The organism is Leucobacter sp. NPDC015123 (assembly GCF_043080205.1).
Lineage (GTDB): Bacteria > Actinomycetota > Actinomycetes > Actinomycetales > Microbacteriaceae > Leucobacter > Leucobacter aridicollis_A.
Genome location: NZ_JBIBVH010000008.1, coordinates 93434 through 112835 on the forward strand (window position 1 = coordinate 93434; position 19402 = coordinate 112835).

The window sequence follows — 19402 nt, forward strand, 5'->3', positions numbered from 1 at the left end:
TGATCCTCTCAGAGTGTGGTGGGCGCGTGGGGCAGCAGGTGCAGGCTGCGGGCTACAGGCCGAAGGCCGAGCCGGCCTTCGCTGGGCTGTCCTGGTAGGGTGAGCCGCCGGTGACGTTGTCGCCGCGGTTCGGGTTCGGGCGCGGCTCGCGGGGTGCAGCGTCACCGTACTTTGCCTTGATGAGATCAGCGTGCGAGGGAGCCTCAGGCACCTCGGGGTCGCGGAGCTTCGCGAGCTCGGCGCGCAGCACCGGCAGCACCTCCGAGCCGAGCAGGTCGAGCTGCTTCAGCACAGTGTCGGTGGGGAGCCCGGCGTGGTCGACGAGGAACATCTGGCGCTGGTAGTCGCCGAAGATCTCGCGGAACGAGAGCGTCTTGTCGATGATCTCTTGCGGGCTGCCGACGCTCAGTGGCGTCTGGTGCATGAAGTCTTCGAGCGACGGGCCGTGACCGTAGACGGGCGCCTCGTTGAAGTATGGGCGGAAGTCGCGAAGCGCGTCTTGCGAGTTCTTTGCGACGTACGCCTGCCCGCCGAGGCCGACGATCGCCTGCTTCGCCTTACCGTGTCCGTAGTGCTCGTAGCGCTGGCGGTAGAAGTTGACGAGGCGCAGCGAGTGGGCTGACGGCGCGAAGATGTGGTTCGAGAAGAAGCCGTCGCCGTGGAAGGCCGCCTGCTCGGCGATCTCTGGGGTGCGGATCGAGCCGTGCCAGACGAAGGGTGGTACGTCGTGAAGCGGCCGCGGCGTTGAGGTGAAGCCCTGCAGCGGTGTGCGGAAGTTGCCCTCGTAGTCGACGACGTCCTCGCGCCAGAGGCGGTGCAGCAGGTTGTAGTTCTCGAGCGCGAGCGGCAGCGCCGAGCGGATGTCTTTGCCGAACCACGGGTAGACGGGGGCGGTGTTACCGCGGCCAAGCATGAGGTCCATGCGGCCGTCAGCGAGGTGCTGCAGCATCGCGTACTCTTCGGCGATGCGCACGGGGTCGTTTGTGGTGATGAGCGTCGTGCTTGTCGAGAGCTTCAGGGTTTTCGTTTGCGCCGCAATGTAGGCGAGGAACGTCGTGGGGGTCGAGGAAAAGAACGGCGGGTTGTGGTGTTCGCCGATCGCGAAGACGTCAAACCCAACGTCTTCTGCGTGCTTCGCGATTGTTGCGAGGCCCTTGATGCGTGCCGCCTCGCTCGGGGTGTCTCCCGTGACTGGGTCGCGGGTGACGTCAGAGACGGAGAAGATCCCGAATTCCATTGTGTGCTCCTGGGGGTTGGTGCGGTCTGGTGCGCGAGTGCGGTGTCCGGGAGGCCCCGTCCGCACATTTATATGCGCTTGCATGTAAATGTAACGGGGAATGCTGAGAACTATTCCCGATCCCGAAAAATCGAATCTGGGGCCGGGGCGAGCGCGTGCCTAGAAGACCATTGGGCGGTCGTAGTCGTCTTCGAACGTGCCGCCGAGAAGGGCTGGGTCGATTTCGGCGACGACCGGAACATGGTCGCTTGGCGCATCACCGCGGCGCTCATCGCGGTGAATGCTCGCGCCTGTCACCGTATCCGCGAATGCCTGCGACCCCATAATGAAATCGATGCGCATCCCCTCGTTCTTCGGGAAGCGGCCTGCCTTGTAGTCCCAGAACGTGAACCCCTCGGGCACGATCGGCCGCACGACGTCGCTCACGAGCGGAGCGAACGATTCGAACGCGGCTCGCTCAGCGGGTGAGATGTGCGTCGAGCGGCCGTGGACGAAGCTGGGGTCGCCCATGTCGGCATCGACCGGCGCAATGTTCCAGTCGCCCATGAGGGCGAGTGGCAGGTCAGGATCCTCGTTGAGCCATGCCTCGGTGTTGTTTCGCAGCGCGGCGAGCCACTCAAGCTTGTACTCGAGGTGAGGGTCGTCGAGCGCGCGGCCGTTCGGCACGTACAGGCTCCAGAGGCGCAGGTCGCCGACTGTGACGCCGAGCGCGCGGGCTTCGAGTGGCAGGCCGTTCGGGCCGATACCTTGAACCTCTTCTTGGCCTTTGATGGGTTTGCCGAAGCCGGGCATGCCCTCAAAGCCCCGTGCCACATCGGTCATTTCGTGCCGACTCGCGAAGGCGACGCCGTTCCACTGGTTGAGCCCGTTGATCTCGAGGTGGTAGCCGGCCTGCTCGAAGGCTTCGGCTGGGAACTGGTCGGGGCGACACTTGATCTCTTGCATCGCGAGGACGTCGATATCCTCGCGCTGTAGCCAGTCAACGACGCGGCCGAATCGAGTGCGGATCGAGTTCACGTTCCAGGTAGCGATGCGCATGGGTCAAGCCTAGCCGGGTTGCGCTTCACAGAATGGGGTCGGGGTTAGCGTCGCACCCCAGCGAGCGCCTCGGCGTCGGCGCGAAGGGTTGCTCGGCGGGTCTCCGGGGTGGTGTCGCCGGTCAGGATCGTGTCTGCGACTCGCGACAGGGTCCACCATCCGACGACGAGTGTCACGATCGAGAGCAGGAGCTGCTCGGCGTGCTCGAGATCGGGGGTGGGGAGTGCCGCCTCGAGGCCAGTGGCGAGCTCTTGGCAGCTCAGTGACCGGCATTCGAGTGCGACGGCCTCGGTAAGTTCGAGGCTCTCCCAGGCCAGGAGGCGCGCAAGGCCTGGGCGCGCCTCAAGGCGATCGAAGAGTGCGAGCGCGTAATTGCCGACGGCCTCGGGCCCCTCTCCCTCGATTGGAATTCCCGCAAGCATGTCGGAAAGCTCGTTGTCGAGCACTGCCGCAAAGAATCCGCTCTTTGAGCCGAAGTACGAATAGACGCGCTCTTTGTTGACTCCCGACTCGCGCCCAATGGCGTCCATCGTTGTTCCGGCAAAGCCGTGGCGCGCGAAAAGCGTTGATCCTGCGTCGAGCAGTTGCCGTCGTGTCTGTTCGGTGTCCCAGGCCATAACTCCAGGGTACCCCAACTCCAAACGAGCGTTTGCAGATTCGTCGAGATTCCCATATTGTCATTTCCAAACGATCATTTGGAGAATGTTATGCCCCCGATTCCACTCGTCGCCCGCCTCATCATTACCTGGCTTGCGATCTTCCCGCTCGTCGCAATCGCGCAGGCGATTCTGCAGCCGCTGCTCGCAGACTGGCCGCAGTTGCTGGTCACCGCAGCTGTGATGACCGTCGTCGTACCTGCCGCCGTCACTGTGGCGGTACCGGCGCTCAGCCGCGCCTACCTGGCGCTCGCTGGACGGCGCGCGAGCGTCGCGGGTGACGCATGAGGGCGCTCGTCCTCGGCGGCACAGGGGCAGTCGGGACAGCTGTCGCCTCGGCCCTCGAAGCGCGGGGACACGTTGCCCTGCGCGGGAGCCGCCGAGCTCCGAACGGGCCAAGCGGTGTGCAACTCGACCTCGCGAGCGAGGCGGGTCGCGCGCGGATGCGGGAAGTCGCGCGTAGTTGCGATGTCGTCATTGACGCTTCGGGCCGCGAGGATCCCGCGATCGCCCGCGACCTGACGGGCGTGCCCTACGTCGACACCTCGGCGAACACGGCATACCTCGCCGCGCTCCGCTCGGCGGCCGGGGTCGCAACGCTCGTTCTCGGCGCGGGAATCGCGCCCGGGGCGAGCACGATTCTCGCCGCGGCAACCGATCCGCGACCCGGCGACGACATCGACATCTCCGTGCTCCTCGGCACGGGGGAGGTCCACGGGCCAGCAGCAGTGGAGTGGACGGCGGCTCTCGCCGGGACTGCAGTGTATGCGGCGCCCGAGACTGCGCCGGTGCTGAACTATCGCGAACGGCGCAGGATCCAGATCGATGTAAAGGCCCGGACGCACCTGCGCACTGACTTCCCCGACAATCTGCTCCTCGACGCTGCGGGCGCGCGCATTCGCACCTACCTGACACTCGGCAGCCCGCTCGCCACCGCGGGCCTCGCGCTCGTCGGTGCGGTGCCGGCGCTTCGCGGCATCCTCGCCGCGGCTCCGCACTGGGGCGACGACAAGTGGCGTGTGGCGGCTACAAATCGGCGGACCGGTGTGTCCCTTGCCGCCTCCGGTTTCGGGCAGTCGCGCGCGACAGGCGAGCTCGCCGCCCTCGCAGGGATTCAGGCCGCCGAGCGGCCTGATCTCGGAGCGGTGACGATGGCGAATCTGTTTGGCACGGAGGTGTTCGACGAAGCGGCGAGCGTTACCTCTAGCCGCTAAACTCGGCCGGCTCGGCCGCCGCGTCGCCCTGCAGCCTCAGCGCGCGCAGGGCGACAACGAGCTCAGCCGATTCCGCAGGGTGCGTTAACCGGCGGCCCGTGAGCTCAGTGATTCGCTGCATTCGGTACAGCACTGTGTTGCGGTGACAGTGCAGCATTCGCGCCGCCTTGGCTGTCGAACCACCCGCCGTGATCCAAGCCTCGAGCGTTCGTAGGAGCGGTCGGGAGCCTGCCTCGCCGAGTGCAAGCACGCCGCCAAGCACCGACACTGTGAGCTGTTGGGCGACGTCCGGTCCAGCCGAAATTGCGAGCTCGAGTGGCAGATCGCCGTAGCGGCTCAGTGTGCGCGAGCCCGGCGCGAGGCACCGCATCGCACGCCGGGCCTCGACTGCCCCGAGGGGTGCCTCGGCGAGCCGCTCGAAGGGGCGGCTCGCGCCCGTTCGAGTGACTGTGCTCGCAGCGATCTCCTCGAGGGCTGCCTCGAGGAGATCGCGGGTGCGCGCGCCGACGATACCCGTGTGCATCCCAGCGTCGAAGGTCCACACGACAGTCGCGCCGCGGGTTGTGATCCCGGCCGCCGGTTCAGCGTCGTAGCCCGAGCCCCCAAGCGCGGCGACGAGCACCGTGTACCAGCCAGGCGTGGGAAGCCCAAGCAGCTGTTCCGAATCAGCCGGGTGCGCGGTGCCCGAGAGGAGGGCAAGGAGGTGCAGTCGGCTCGACTGGCCGCTTCGGCGCTCCTTCGCGTCAACAACCTCGCGGTACGCCTCGACCGCGAGCATCGAATACCTGTCGAGGATCTGCCAGAGCTCAGATACAGCCCCAAAGACGGCGTCTGTGTCATTCGTGCCCGCCGTCACCTCGCGGATATCGCTGAGCACGGCGAGGCCGGCGAGCCTGTACGCGTGCAACAGGCTCGCCATCGATATCCCGTTCTCCGCCTTTGCGCGCCCTGCCCACTGCGCGGGAGCCGCCGACTCTGGGCCGCCGCACAACTCGGCGATGAGCGCGGTAACGTTCGCTTCGACGATTTCGTAGAGCTCCGCTCCGACGCGATGATCGCGATAGACGGCTTCGTTCGCGACGATCTCCTCGACAACACGGGAGACGAGGCGCTCACGCCGTGCCGATATTTGTAGCAGAAACCACGCTGGCGCTGGGCGCGTCGCCGTCTGCCGCTTCGAGGACTCCGTCGTGACCATGCCGCGAGTCTAACCCCGCCGAGGTGCAGAATTGTGACGCTGCACAATGCGGGGCCCAAAATCTTGAGCCCTGGCATCTGGCCGGGGAGCGAAAGCCGCGCCAGACTGTGCGTGTACGCAGGCACGGGCAGGAAACGGTTGCGTCTCCACGCCCAGCACAGCGCGCAAGCGATCATCGTCAGCGACGCTCAACACGCCATTCAAAGGAGAAGCCGTATGTTCAAGAGCCACCATCCAGACGTCGAGATCCCGAACCTCAGTATTTTTGACTACCTGTTTGGGAGCCTGCGGCCCGACGAACTCGACAGGATCGCGCTCATCAATCCGGCGACGGGGGCAGAGACCACGTACGGCACGTTGCGCGACCAGATTGAGGCCGTCGCCGGTGCGCTCGCGGCGCAGGGCGTCGGGCCAGGATCTGTCGTTGGCCTGCTGAGCCCCAACATCCCTGAGTTCGCCACAGTCTTCCACGGAGCGCTGCGCGCCGGCGCGACAGTCACGACACTGAACGCGCTCTACACGCCCGCCGAAATCGAGAAGCAACTTCTTGACGCGAAAGCGACCTGGCTCTTCACAGTCTCCCCGCTTCTCCCACAAGCGCAGGCGGCGGCAGCGGCTGTCGGGATCCCCGCCGAGCGACTCGTCGTACTTGACGGTGCCGCCGGCCACCCGAACCTTCGCGACTTGCTGACAACCGGTGCGCCCGCCCCAGACATCACGATCGACCCGGCGACAACTATCGCCGTGCTGCCGTACTCGTCGGGTACGACAGGGATCCCGAAGGGAGTCATGCTCACGCATCGAAACCTCGTCGCAAACGTCGAACAGAGCCGTCACGTGATGGATCTGAACGGCGACGATCGGGTGCTCGCAGTGCTTCCCTTCTTCCACATCTACGGCATGACCGTGCTCCTCAACATCGCATTGCACACGCGGGCCTCGCTCGTGACAATGCCAAAGTTTGACCTCGTGCAGTTTCTCGAGAACATCCAACGGTTCGAGTGCACCTACGTCTTCGTCGCCCCACCGATCATGGTCGCGCTCGCAAAGCACCCAATCGTCGACAAGTACGACATTTCGAGCGTGCGCACGCTCTTCTCGGGCGCCGCGCCGCTCGACGGCGCGACAGCCGAGCGAGCAGCCGCCCGGCTCGGCACGAAAGTGCTCCAGGGCTACGGCATGAGCGAGCTGAGCCCCGTCTCGCACCTCATCCCTGCCGAGCGCACCGATATTCCAAGATCGTCGATCGGCCTGTCGATTCCGAACGTCGTGTGCAAGCTTGTCGACACCGAGACAGGCGAGGAACTCACCGAATACGGCGAAGACGGGTTGACGAAGCCCGGAGAGCTGTGGGTGAAGGGGCCGAACGTGATGGTCGGATACCTCGGCAAGCCAGAAGCGACTGCCGAGTCAATTACTGAGGACGGGTTCTTGCGGACGGGCGATATCGCGGTGCGGTCGAAAGACGACTGGTACGCAATCGTGGACCGCGCGAAAGAACTCATCAAGTACAAGGGCTATCAGGTCGCGCCGGCTGAGCTTGAAGCGCTGCTGCTCACGCACCCCGAGATCGCGGACGCCGCCGTCATCGGTGTGACAGCGGAGGACGGCGAGGAAGTGCCCAAAGCATTCGTTGTGCGGGCCGAGGGGAGCGCGCTCGCGGAGACCGACGTCATTGAGTTCGTGACTGAGCGCGTGGCGCCATACAAGAAGGTGCGACGGGTCGAGTTCATCGACGCAGTTCCGAAGTCGAGTGCGGGAAAGATTCTTCGAAAGGACCTGCGTGAGCGTGAGAGGAGTCTCGCGGGCTCGGTGTGACCCGTCGCAGCCAGCTGTGACCAACGCACGTCACGGGTGAGCGCGGACGAGCATACCGGCTTCGCACGTGCAATGTCTGAGCTCTGAGTACTGAATCACTCACCCTGAGCTACGCACTTAGCGCGCTGGCCAGCATCCGTGCCGTCTATAGCGGCTTAACTGGAAGTGACCCCCGGCGTGAGCCGACAACCCCGCACACCTCGGTGAGCCACAAGTCATCCCGGCCGCGCATGTCCCGCGCGGCCGGGCAGTCCTGCAGGATCATGAGGATTCGGAATCGTCGTTATTGTAGGTATCCACTCACGTCGGGGGTCAACTCGGAGCTCGCTGCGCTTCCCATGCCGGGCCTGCAGGCGCGTGGCCGGTTGTATCCGCTACTCAGGGCAGGAGAAGGATCGAAGCGCGTCGACACCACCCAAGTCGCGCCGCTTTTCAACATTCGCCTTCTTCATGAGCCTGTGCATGTGGCTCTCGACAGTTCGCCGTTCAGTTGCGCGATACGCGCCCACCGGCAGAGAAGGTGCAATTGCTCGGCAGCCGGGGCATGAGGCAGTTTTTGAGGTACCGACCAAGCTCAGCTAGTGAGATGTGGTGAGCGGGGAGACATTGCGACTGACGCTTTACATGCAACTGCAGCAGGTCTTTGGGGATACCGAGCGGCCTCTGAGGATGAGTGGGGGCGTAGCCGGTGGCACCATCTTTCAGGGCGAGAACCCTCACCCGTAGCCTCGCCTAGCTATGGCGATGCCCAGCTCCTGCATAGAATTCAATGAGCTTGACTTGAGGGGATGCGTATGGGCGCTGTCGAACACACTCGCCGCCTCGGAGTTCGCAAGATGCGGCCACGGGACCCCCTCGAAATGTTCAGGTCATCGAGCCCCCTCGAACTGTTCTTCGACCTCGTGTTCGCGATCGCAGTGTCGCTCGCGTCAGCGCAGCTCTTCCAGGCCGAGACCAGTGCGCACGTTGGCGAGGGCATTGTGTCTTACCTGATGGTCTTCTTCGCGGTGTGGTGGGCGTGGATGAACTTCACGTGGTTCGCGAGCGCCTTCGACGCCGATGACTGGTTGTACCGCGTGCTGACCCTCACGCAAATGGCTGGTGCGATTGTTCTCGCGGTCGGCGCCACACCAGCCATGATCGACGGTGACTTCGGCCTCATCATCGGCGGCTACGTTGTTATGCGTCTCGCGCTTGTCGCCCAATGGATCAGAGCGGCTCAAAGCCACCCATCAATGCGGCGCACAGCGTTGCGGTTCGCATGCGGCATCGGTGCGGTGCAGGTGTTCTGGGTGCTGTTTGCGTTCGTCCCGGACTCACTGGCGAAGATCATCTTCTGCGTGCTCGTCCTCGCTGAACTTGCGGTGCCGGTCTACGCAGAGAGCGCAGGAACCACGCCGTGGAACGCTGGTCACATCGTTGACAGGTTCGGATCATTTACGCTGATCGTGCTCGCCGAGTCTGTCCTCGCTTCGGTGACCGCTGCCGCGGGTGCCGCCGAACAAGTCACGCACCTTGCTGATCTCGTGCTCATCGGGGTGAGCGGGTTTCTTCTCGCCGCCGGAATGTGGTGGGTCTACTTTTCGGTTGATGCGAGCGCGTGGCTGCAGAGCCGTCAAAGCGGCTTGGTGTTCGGGTTCGGGCACTACTTCGTGTTCGCGGCGGCAGGCGCGTTTTCGGCAGGAGTCAAGGTGTTACTTGACTACGAAGTCGGGCACGCGCAGGTGGGCAGCACGCTCACCTCTGTCCTGCTTGCGGGCCCGATCGCCGTGTTCCTACTCGGGGTGTGGGCCCTGGTGCTCCGCCCGCACTTCAGGCGGCCATATGGCTGGATGTTCGTCAGCGGCGCCGCGCTTATCGGCCTGAGCCCGCTCGCATCGGTGCTGGGGGCAGCCCCGCAGCTGACGGCTCTTGTCGCTGCCGCGATCATGGTGGCTCTCGTCGTTGTGATTGAGATATCCGGGATCCGGCGCCGAGCGTAGCGGCGAGAGAGATCACCCCACGCTGCCGCCATTGGATCGAGGAGTGACCGTCTTAGACATGCCGACCATGTCGCTGCGTTGAAAACCGACTTACTCGTAGCGGCCTGTCTTTCCTTGGGCGAGAACAGGGTTCCCGATGCCGCAGCCGGCGCGCTCCGATATGAGTCACAGCGACCGTTCAAGCGGCGCCGTGCCAATTCCACCTCTCTGAAACTCAGGTTCGACCCTAGATCCTGACCCCGGCCCCGAGCTTTGCGGAACAGGCCTGGACGCTACTGAAGGGCTCTGGCTACCTACTGGGTGGGGCGGACGGTCATGACCTGCCCGGACCTTCACACACATTCTGGCCGGTAACCCGGCAACCTGCGAATTCGCAGGCCCGTCGGCTTCCGAAGCCGGAAGCAGGAAAACGAAAAATCCCCCGCCGCTTCCGCGACGGGGGATTCAGACGTGCGCCCCAAGGGATTCGAACCCCTGACCTATCGGGTCAGGCTTCCTGTTCGAGTTGCTTCAACTCTGTAGCTTCTTCAAGAGTAGCTGCGGGCGTGTTCTAGTGAGCCTCGATTACCCGTGGGAAGTCGCGGGTCTTCAGCACGAATGGCTGTGCGACGCCTATCCTGCCGCTGGCTTGAATGCGGGACCAGGCCACGCATAGATGCGTAATGCGTCTCTCGAACTCCCGCCGGGCAACTATGTCCGTCTCGGAGGCGAGCGCGGTCGGAGTCACGGACGCCTGTAGTAAATCGTTTCGTTCAGCTTCAGCGCCCTTGCTGTGTGCCTCCCGAATCGACTCCGGCTGGCACGTAAATCCCTGATCAGGGGTACTCTCGCAACACTGACGCGCCTCGAGAGAACGGGGAGGCCGGGTCTCTTTCGTGGTGGTCTTGGGCGTACTCGAGTGCTACATGTTTTGCCTGCTCGCGGTGAACTTTCGCCAGGTCCTCGTCGCGGCGAGTAAGCCGTGGATCAGTGCGTGACCCCCGCAGCAGACCGGCCAGAGGACTTCGTGAAGGGCCCTTGGCCGGATGTGCCCGCGCCGTCGGTTTGCGCCATCTTACCGATCCCAAAATGCACAGATCGAGCCGGCAGGGCGCCCAGGTCCCCTTTGTTTCATTGAGCAGGTCGACCCGCAGCAAACTCACGTCAGATTACTGGGGAGCAAATTGTCTGATATCTAAGAGAAGCAACCATCACTCAAGGTCTAGAGGAACTGTGTGAAGAAACCAACAAGCAAATCGAAGCGCTGGCGTCCGAGCCTCCTGTCCTGGAGTATTGCCGTCCTGGCTATCGGTGGCATGGTCACAGCCCTCTATCCAATGACCGCATCCTGGCTGTCTTCGTACAACCAGTCGAAGGTAATCGAAAATACCACGTTTGATCTTGAGAGCCTCAACCCTGGGAAGGCCGAGCAGCTTGAGTTCGCAAGGGCATACAACGATGCTCTCGCCGCCGGAGTGAAGCTTGAAGCGGGCGGTAATGTACCCGTAGGCACTGGCAATCTTGCCGGCACTGATCTCAAGTACAACGAGATGCTCCGGGCAAGCGATGACGGGCTGATGGCCCGAATCCGGATTCCTGCGATCAACGTGGATCTTCCTGTCTATCACGGGACGTTGGACGAGACGCTCCTTCAAGGGGCCGGGCACCTTGAAGGATCCCACCTTCCCGTCGGCGGGCCCAGTACCAGATCAGTGATTACCGCTCACCGCGGGCTCGCAAATTCCACCATGTTCACGAACCTCAACGAAGTGCGAAGGGGTGACACTTTCTCCGTGGAAGTGATGGGTGAGGTGTTCACCTATGAAGTCTTCGAAGTGGAAGTCATCGAACCTACCGAGACGAGCTCGCTCCGCGCTCGAGAAGGCGAAGACCTTGTCACACTTATCACCTGTACCCCTTTGGGGGTCAACAGCCATCGAATCGTGGTGACGGGCAAACGAATCACACCCACGCCATCTCGAGATCTCGCTGCCGCGGGCAAAGCACCGACTATCCCAGGGACCCCCTGGTGGGCCGTTATTGGCGCGGGCGGGGTGCTGGTGATTGCTGGATACGTCGTACAGCGGGGGTTCATTGACAGTCGCGGCATGCGCCGCGACGGGCGAACTCACTGAAACAACACAGTCTATGCAATGAATAATTGAAATTTTTGTTTGACCTCTACATTAATGTGACCTGCAGCTGAAGGCCCAATAGCGCGCATCTCCAAAAAGGTAACAAAAACGTAACGCGCGTCAGATTGCTACCACCTGTATGGTCTCAATGGGGGACGCTGTTGAATGCAGCTGCGTCAATTTCCCGAGAGCCAGAGGGGCACTCTCTATTAGGAAGGAGACGTTCAGTTGACTGAACGAAACACACCGCGGCGGATCGCCGCAACGATTGGCGCAGCCGCCATCGGGCTGACCGCTCTCTTCGGAACCAGCAGCGCAGCAGTTGCTGCACCGCAGAGCTTCGGGGATATCGACTTCGACCGCACAGGGTCGCTCACGGTACACAAGTACCTGCACCAGGTCACCCCGAAGGAAGGTGACATCAGCGAGGCTCCTGCTGACGGTGATTTCACCGATCCAGTCGAAGGTGTGATCTTCACCGCTTACCCCCTGCTGAAGGACGGCGTAGCAGTTGATCTCTCCGTGGCATCGAACTGGGACGCTGTCGCAAGCCTCACCCCTGGCGATAACTGCACGGCACCCGCAGGCTACGAGCTCGGTAGCGCAATCACTCTGCCCGGTACTGACGCTAAGGGTGCAGCAAACGTAGCACTCCCGATTGGCGCGTACCAGGTCTGTGAGACTGATGCTCCGGCACAGATCATTGACTCGGCAGCGCCGTTCATCGTGACGGTCCCAATGCCGCACGAAAACGGTTGGGTATACGACGTACACGCATACCCGAAGAACGGCGAAGCATCGATCGAGAAGACGATCGACCCGCAGCAGGACATGGGCCTTGGCTCAGTCGTGAAGTTCCCGGTTACCGCTCCGATCCCCACCACGGGCGAGGACTGGACTGGGTTCGCTATCCGAGACACCCTTGATTCACGCCTCACCCCGGTTGACCCCGCTGACATGGCTGTGACCGTCGATGGTGCGGCACTTGATGCGTCGTACTACACGCTCACTGTTGATGGCCAGCAGGTTACGATGAACTTCACCGCCGCAGGTCTTGCATGGCTGAACGAGGGCCCGAACGCCCAGGCCGGCAAGAAGATCCAGGTCGTGTTCGCAGGTACCGTCACCGAACTCGGCAACGGTACGATCACTAACCAGGCTGAGCTGTGGCCGAACAACCCCGGCTTCGATCCGAACACCAACCCGCCGGTACCTTCGAACGAGGTCAAGAGCAACTGGGGCAGCCTCGAAGTTCAGAAGCGTGCCGCCGGCACCACTGGTACCGAGGGTCGCCTGAACGGCGCAACGTTCGAGGTGTACAACGCAGTTGACCCGTACGCAGACGACTGCTCGGCTGCTGAAGCAACCGGTGATGCAATCGCCGTTGCAGGTGAGACTTCATTCACCTCGGCAGGTACCGGTGTCATCTCGATCCCTGGCCTCTTCGTGAGCGACAGCGAGAACCCCGTTATCGACGCGCAGCAGCGCTGCTACGTCCTCAAGGAGATCGCTGCTCCCGCCGGTTACGTCCTCCCGGACAACCCGTTCACTGCAGTGACCGTCAAGAAGGGCGAGACGACCGTATCGGATAACGTCGAGATCCTGAACACGCAGCAGGAAGTCCCTGAGCTTCCGCTCACCGGTGGGTCGGGTCAGTTCCTGATCATCGCAGGTGGTGTTGCTGCAGTCGCAGTTGCTGCCGGCTTGGTGCTGATGAACCGTCGTAAGACCTCCATCCAGGAGTAGTTCATGGCTGTGGTGGGTGACAGCACTGAGCTCCGGTAGGAGCGCCGAGCGTTGTCAAGGGGGGGGGAGCGGAGGCCTATTTCCTCCCTCTCCCCTGACACCCCACTTTAAAACGGAACAAGCAGACAGCATGACAAGTGTGCGGAGGGAAAGAATGCAAAAGCGGAGAACGGAACGACCGAGATATCTCAAGCAAAAACTGAGAGCGTCGAGGAAGACTGTCGTTGCTCTCAGCGTAAGTGCAGCACTCGTCTGCTCAGCAGGGATTGTGGAGTCGCAGCCTGCTCAGGCTGCCACGGTTTACGAGCTCGAGGGTGAGTGGCAAGCGAGTACCCCAAACGAAGTGTCGACGAAAGACACAGTGGAGTCCGTTTGGAGGTACAACGTCAATGATGATTCTCCTGCGCCTTCGAACGATCCTGTCGACAACGTCACGCTTATGCTCTCAGTTGAAAACGGGGCGTTTACCAAGCTGCCTGCTTCTTGCCTTACTGACACCGTGAATCCCTCGGTGCCTCTAGACCCTGTTTCCGAAATCTCAACAGACGGCTCGAGGCTGATCTGTAATTTCGGTACTCGAGATCAGGGCACGGCGGAACTGATGGTGAGTGGCATAGAGGTCACGGGCTCCAGCGGCGACAAAGTGTTGGTTCGGGGAAGTGTGGGGGGAGTGAGCGCCACGGCGCCTGCGCTGAATATTGTGAACCCGTTTGGAATGGACATCAAATTCGATGGCGGAAACCCGATCGCTACTCCTGGCTCGCCTGATGACACAGTGATGTTTCCGTGGTCTTTGCGGCATTCTCCAGGCGGGGAGCGCGGACCCAGCTCTCTGACTTACACAATCAACTTAACCAACACTGCCGGAACACAGCTTCAGGCCGTGGGGTGTGAACCGCTTAATTACGGGTCATCAGGACACCCATACTCTAGCTCCGATGCCCCAGCAGATCGGAAGGCCTCATTTCCGGGAACTTGTTCACTTACTCGCACCGGAACCAATCAATTTCGTTTGACTCTCGCTGGTATTGATTATTCGAAACAACAGGTACCCACAAAAGACGGAGCGGGCGTCGACCTCCCGTCCAAATGGGATGTGGTGGCGTCGGGGCTGATCAAGTTCTCATTCACGTATCAACGTCCTGGAGATATCTCCCTTACCGTTCCGCAAATTAACTACGTTGCGCCAGGAAGCGGTGCTGTTGTAGCCGATGATGCTGCGAACAACTCGGCCAGCGCTTCCGCACTTCGCGGAAGCTGGACGGGAGGCTGGGTCCTGGGCACCTTGCCCGAGCCGCTTCCGGGAGCTCCTTGGCAGAATACGTCTCTTGCCATGGCACAGGATACAGTGCGTGCTGTATCTGGGGTAGCTGTGCCTATCCGCTCAGGCTACACCGACGCGCAGCTCTGCCAGGTTCTTGATACAAAGTATGTGAAGTTTCAGTCCGCAACGCTCGGTTGGGTGGACGAGGAAGGTCGCACGCAGCCATACGCTGGCAGTCAAAACGTGCGCTATTGGTATTACATCGGTAATGGGATTAACAACAACCTCAACCCCAATCACCCGAACTATAACCCCAATACCTTTGTTGACTGCGGAGGAACCACAGGGTGGACTCAGACACTTCCTTCGGACTTGAGTCTTGTAAAGGCCGTCCGAGTGAATGTCCCTCACGGCATTCTTGCGTCTGTTCAACAGCGCAGTTCCCATGGGGCGGACTTATACGTTGACTCGAAGGTTAAAGATGATGTCCGGGTTGGACAAGATATCTGGTCGTGGACGTCGTTCAAAATAACGGATGATTCTGGTTACCATTGGGACGAATGGTTTACGGGTACGCGTGAGACACGAGCGGATCAGCACCCTGGGTATGGTGTTCTTACCCCAGGGTTGCGCTACCCTTTCGCCGGGCCCGGCCGAGATGTGCTTCGAGTCGTATCCGCAAAGCCTGTCGTTGAGAAGTCCGTGGCTCAGGGAGAGGTTTTGCCCGGGGCAACCGTTGACTACACGCTTCGAGTCCGCGCTGAATCCCTTTCGGACCAGGTGATAGCGAATATTCAACTGCAGGATGTTCTGCCGAACGGTGTTGAATATTTGCAGGGCAGCGCCTCCCTTGAGCCCACTGCTGTAGAAACCGGAACTGGCGTGATTAGTTGGACGTTGCCAGACGCGCGAACGAACACTGACTATTTTGTGACGTTCAAAGCGCGTATCTCTGGTACGGCCGAACCCGGGGACGTGTTTACCAATCAGGCGCTAGCTGCCGCGACTTGTACGGTCAAGGATTTACGAAACCAAGACAAATGCATGACTGCGAAAGACAGTGCGTCGACCAGAATTGTTGATGGCGGTATCACGATGATTACCAAGACCGCAGCCGAATCGATTGTGCCTCAGAAAAATGGTGTCGCCAATGGTTTGTGGACAGTGCGACTTAGTTCAACCGACTCGCGCGTCCAAGCGTTCACTGACACCATCGATATTCTCCCTTACAACGGAGATCATCGGGGAACTGATTTCCACGGTACATACAAGTTGAGTGGACCCGTGGTCGCCGCTGGGGCAACGGTGTACTACACGTCGAAGGATCCCGCCTCAATCGATGCTGATCCTGCCCACCCAAGCAACGGTGAAGCCGGGAACCCAAGCGGTTCAAGTATCTGGTCGACAAGTTTTATGGCGGACGCTACGGCGATTCGGGTGGTAGGTCCAAAGCTGGTGCCAGGAGCCAGTTACGAATTCGCGATTCCAGTGGTCACTGAAGGCGCTTCGTATCAAGATGTCTTTGTCAACACGGCCGAAGCGCGGGCGGATAGAACAAAGCTAATTATGCGCACGTCAAGCAAGTTTGAGATCGGCGCGAAGCGATCCGTGACTCTCAAGAAGTACGTGCAGGACAGTCAGGGTAATTGGCATGATGCGAACGACATTGATGACTACCCGGAGCACCGGTCTGGCGACACAGTGCCGTACCGGCTCGTAGTGACGAACACTGGTGACGAAACCCTGAAGAACCTTGTGATCGAGGACGATAAGGTAGATCTCGCGAGGCGCGACCCGCTCCCAGCTGGTCTCACGCTGCTTGACGGCAAGGCGGTGATTGCGGAACTGCTCCAGGGAGAGGATAACCGAGTGGTGATCGAGTATGAGGTCACCCTTGCCGCTGGCACCGGCGAGGGAAATCTCGTGAACAACGCCTGCGTTGTCCCTGGCTCAGAAGCTGAAGGTACGCTCGAAGAGGACTGCGACCCTGCGGGTATAACGGTGCTGCCCTCCTCGCTTGCTTGGGAGAAAATTGCTGCCGGTACGACTGACGTCGAGCGTCTCGTAGGTTCCGAGTGGGAACTTACGCCAGTCGACTCCAAGGGTCAGCCCGCTGGGGATACGATCGCAGTCAAGGACTGTGTCGTTACGTCAGCTGCTGACTGTGGTGGCGTGGATACCGATCCAGAGCCAGGCAAGTTCCTGGTGAAGCCGCTCGATGACGGCCGCTACCGGCTCGTTGAAACTCGCGCACCAGCGGGATATCAACTTGACCCGACACCTCGCTACATCGATGTGCTCGGCGCGACAGTGATCGAGCAGCCTATCGAGAACGAGCAGTCAACGGGCCCTGTGCTCCCCCTGACGGGTGGCATGGGCACCTTCGCCATCTTCCTCGGAGCTGGTGGAGTTGGAATACTCGTGCTTCTTGGCTTGTGGCTGCAACGCCGTCGAGGTCAGGCAGTCCGGAACTAGCCTGCTATGAAAGCCGGGTCTGTCTCCTCACGGAGCGGATCCGGCTTTCTTTTCACCTGCAGATCGCTACCCGTGAAACCCGCTAAAACGAAAGTGCCCGCTTGCCGGGACGGGGGGTCCCCGGCAAGCGGGCATGCGGCGTGGTTATGCGAAACTTCCACTGGGGGGCGCGGACATCTCGCTCACACAACAGGCAAGGCGCTGAACCAACCAGATAGATTCATCACCCGACCAGATACATAGACGCACATGACGCACAGAATCTGACGCGACTCTGAAAATACTTCAAGCACTAGTCCAAACAACCATCCAGCATGGGTTTATGCTGGACCAAACCCACAGAGACAACAATGCCTAAAATTGACATCTCAAACGCATCCGACATGGCTCTTGTCGAGCTCACGCGAAGCGGCATCAATGACGCATATGCAGAGTTGTGGAAACGGCACTCATCGAATCTCACCGTCGCGATTCGATGCTTCACTGGGTTCGACGCGGACGATATTGCCCAAGAGACGTTCATGCGCATCCTCCAGCAGATCCAGGCCGGGAAAGGCCCGCAAACAGCATTCCGGGCGTACGCGATGATGACTGCGCGAAATATTGCTACAAACATGTCCCGGAGTAACGCCGAATCAGAGATCACAGGCAACAACGACGACGTGTTTGAACTTTCCTCAGCTGGATCGCCAGATATTGGCGACACCATCCTTGAGAAATCATTCACTTACCAAGTGTTCAATACACTCCCCACGCGCTGGCAGGAAGTTCTTTGGTACCGAGAGGTGGAAGACCTCCCTGTAAAAGACTTCTGCGTCTTCCTCGGGATGAGCGAGAACAGCACCTCAGCACTGCTGCTTCGCGCGCGAGAAGGGTTCAAGCAAGCATGGATTGCAGCGAATCTTGAACCTCAATCAGATCTCCCCGAGGGGTGCAGGCGGGTTGTTGAGAAACTCCCGCAGCTCGCGCGTGGAAAAGCTAGCGCCGCCGCAAAGAGGAAGCTGGACGCCCACCTCGTAGACTGCAGAAGGTGCTCAATCCTTGCGGGGCAATCCGAGGAAGTCCACTCGCGCCTCGCGCTTGTATTGCTGCCAGGAATTCTCGGTGGAGTGGGTGCTCAACAGTTTGTAGCATGGCTTCAATCGGGAGCTTCATCACCTGCTGCAGCTGAAAGCTTCGCGGCCGCACTTGCGTCGCAGCCTTCACTATTGTCCCCCGAGGGCAGCCTCGCTAAAGCAGGCGCGATCAAGTCATTTACGACGCCCATGGCGCTGATCTCGGCGGGAGCCCTTGCTGCGACCCTTGCTCTCTCTGCGACGGCAGCAGCACCCACAACCGCTCCGATTAGTCGTCTACCGGGAACTCCAACGTCCATCGATGCAAAACGATCCGAACAAACCGCTGAGGATCAGAATGACAACGCGGCCAACGATCAGGAAGACGCTGCTGCGGATAGTGAGTCGGCGGTTTCAAGCGAAACAGAAGCTGCAAGCCAAGACCCGATTCTAAACGACAATGCAACGCCTTCAGACGTAGGTGCCACTGATGCTCTCACGCCTCCTCAGTCGGCGGCGGTGGCCCCGTCGCCTTTAAGCGCGATACCAGCAGATGGCATCGAGGTGGGCGTCTACCCCAGACTCGTTGGATCCGGAGCCCCACATGCTCGTATCGATCTCACGGTAACCAATGAACGAGGTGAGGCGTTTAGCCAGAGTGTCGTGGCTGACGGGCAAGGACGTTGGGTCTTCACACCTACGAAATTGATGGGAACAATCACCGTCACCGGCGTCCAGACCTACTTGCACAAAGGCTCCGAGGTCACAGATGCTATCGCCACCATCGGGACCTATCAGGTTGGTAGGGGTCTTGCGATAAGTGTTGAACAGACAGCACCGCAACAAACCACGATTCGGGTCACGGGGCTTGATACCCCGACCCTCAACCAGGTGGTGAACATTCAATCGACCGCACTGGGAGCGCTTGCCACTAACCAGCCTGCAACGGCCCCCGGCGAGTACGTGCTGACAGTCCCCTACGCGCGGTCTGAGCTCGGAGATCTTCGATACTGGCAAGGGAACTCCTCGGTGGGGCCTCAGCGCGTCTGGTGGCGAATGGCGACCTAACCGGGCCCGCGCGATGAGTTGGTTCTGACGCACGTCTAGCTGGCGAAGTTATCATCGGTGCGGAAGCCAGCGACATTGCGGCTATGCCGGGCCTTGGCCCGGCCGTGCCTGCAGTAGTACTCGATGGAAATAGCCAGCCGGCAATTCTCGGCGAGATCTCCTTTGCCAGCGAAGAAGGAGAGACGCACCAGCTTGTGGTCGTTCTCGGCACGAGTAGAGCAGCACTTTCAAGTTGCTGGAACGCTGGGTGGTGCCAGGAGCGGGCACTTGGTAGACCTCAGAGCGGGTTCTTAGGTGATCGGCATCTCCTCAGATACGAGAGTCAGGTACGACTGGGCTGTCGTCCTCAACTCCCGGGGCGCGGGCTGCCTATAGTGGAAAAGGGTACAAAGCCCGTTACCTACCTGGCCGCGGCAACATGTGGGGTAAGTACGATGGTTCCCGCGGGTGCGGCTGGGGCGGCAGTGGTGGTGGCGTCATCAAATGGAGCAACGTCGCATGGACCAAACAGGTTCAGATGATGTCCGCCTCGGTTAG

General features: G+C 61.0%; 12 protein-coding genes. 8 read left to right on the forward strand and 4 right to left on the reverse strand.

Annotated features, from left to right (window positions below; translation table 11 throughout):
* Positions 1-52: 52 nt before the first annotated feature.
* From ACF07D_RS14005 to ACF07D_RS14015, 3 genes are all read right to left on the reverse strand, one after another.
* Positions 53-1237 carry a CE1758 family FMN-dependent luciferase-like monooxygenase gene (locus ACF07D_RS14005; RefSeq protein ID WP_119281840.1) on the reverse strand — a complete coding sequence of 395 codons (1185 nt, stop codon included), beginning with the start codon at positions 1235-1237 and terminating at the stop codon, positions 53-55.
* A gap of 159 nt (positions 1238-1396) precedes the next feature.
* Positions 1397-2275: an exodeoxyribonuclease III gene (locus ACF07D_RS14010; protein WP_391505316.1), complete on the reverse strand. Its 879-nt coding sequence runs from the start codon at positions 2273-2275 to the stop codon at positions 1397-1399.
* A 44-nt stretch (positions 2276-2319) separates the two neighbouring features.
* Complete coding sequence (locus ACF07D_RS14015; protein WP_119281838.1) at positions 2320-2892, reverse strand: TetR/AcrR family transcriptional regulator; 573 nt, start codon at positions 2890-2892, stop codon at positions 2320-2322.
* Between the two features lie 90 nt (positions 2893-2982).
* On the opposite strand from ACF07D_RS14015, the gene ACF07D_RS14020 reads away from it, so the two are divergent.
* Complete coding sequence (locus ACF07D_RS14020) at positions 2983-3219, forward strand: hypothetical protein (RefSeq protein WP_391505317.1); 237 nt, start codon at positions 2983-2985, stop codon at positions 3217-3219.
* Complete coding sequence (locus ACF07D_RS14025) at positions 3216-4145, forward strand: NAD-dependent epimerase/dehydratase family protein (RefSeq protein ID WP_391505318.1); 930 nt, start codon at positions 3216-3218, stop codon at positions 4143-4145. Before ACF07D_RS14020 ends, ACF07D_RS14025 begins: the two co-directional genes overlap by 4 nt.
* Here the strand turns inward: ACF07D_RS14025 and ACF07D_RS14030 are convergent.
* Positions 4135-5343 carry a PucR family transcriptional regulator gene (locus tag ACF07D_RS14030; protein WP_391505319.1) on the reverse strand — a complete coding sequence of 403 codons (1209 nt, stop codon included), beginning with the start codon at positions 5341-5343 and terminating at the stop codon, positions 4135-4137. The two genes, ACF07D_RS14025 and ACF07D_RS14030, sit on opposite strands and share 11 nt — an antisense overlap.
* A 216-nt stretch (positions 5344-5559) precedes the next feature.
* On the opposite strand from ACF07D_RS14030, the gene ACF07D_RS14035 reads away from it, so the two are divergent.
* From ACF07D_RS14035 to ACF07D_RS14060, 6 genes are all read left to right on the forward strand, one after another.
* Positions 5560-7161 carry an AMP-binding protein gene (locus tag ACF07D_RS14035; protein WP_119281834.1) on the forward strand — a complete coding sequence of 534 codons (1602 nt, stop codon included), beginning with the start codon at positions 5560-5562 and terminating at the stop codon, positions 7159-7161.
* Between the two features lie 794 nt (positions 7162-7955).
* Entirely contained in the window at positions 7956-9143 is a 1188-nt protein-coding gene (locus tag ACF07D_RS14040; RefSeq protein ID WP_391505320.1) for a low temperature requirement protein A, read from the forward strand.
* Between the two features lie 1214 nt (positions 9144-10357).
* Positions 10358-11257, forward strand: coding sequence for a class C sortase (locus tag ACF07D_RS14045; protein ID WP_391505321.1), 900 nt, complete (start codon positions 10358-10360; stop codon positions 11255-11257).
* A gap of 228 nt (positions 11258-11485) precedes the next feature.
* Entirely contained in the window at positions 11486-13003 is a 1518-nt protein-coding gene (locus tag ACF07D_RS14050) for a SpaH/EbpB family LPXTG-anchored major pilin (protein WP_391505322.1), read from the forward strand.
* Between the two features lie 343 nt (positions 13004-13346).
* Entirely contained in the window at positions 13347-16742 is a 3396-nt protein-coding gene (locus tag ACF07D_RS14055) for a SpaA isopeptide-forming pilin-related protein (RefSeq protein WP_391505323.1), read from the forward strand.
* A gap of 383 nt (positions 16743-17125) precedes the next feature.
* A complete protein-coding gene (locus ACF07D_RS14060) occupies positions 17126-18865 on the forward strand; it encodes a sigma-70 family RNA polymerase sigma factor (protein WP_391505324.1) in 1740 nt (579 codons plus the stop codon).
* Positions 18866-19402 lie beyond the last annotated feature (537 nt).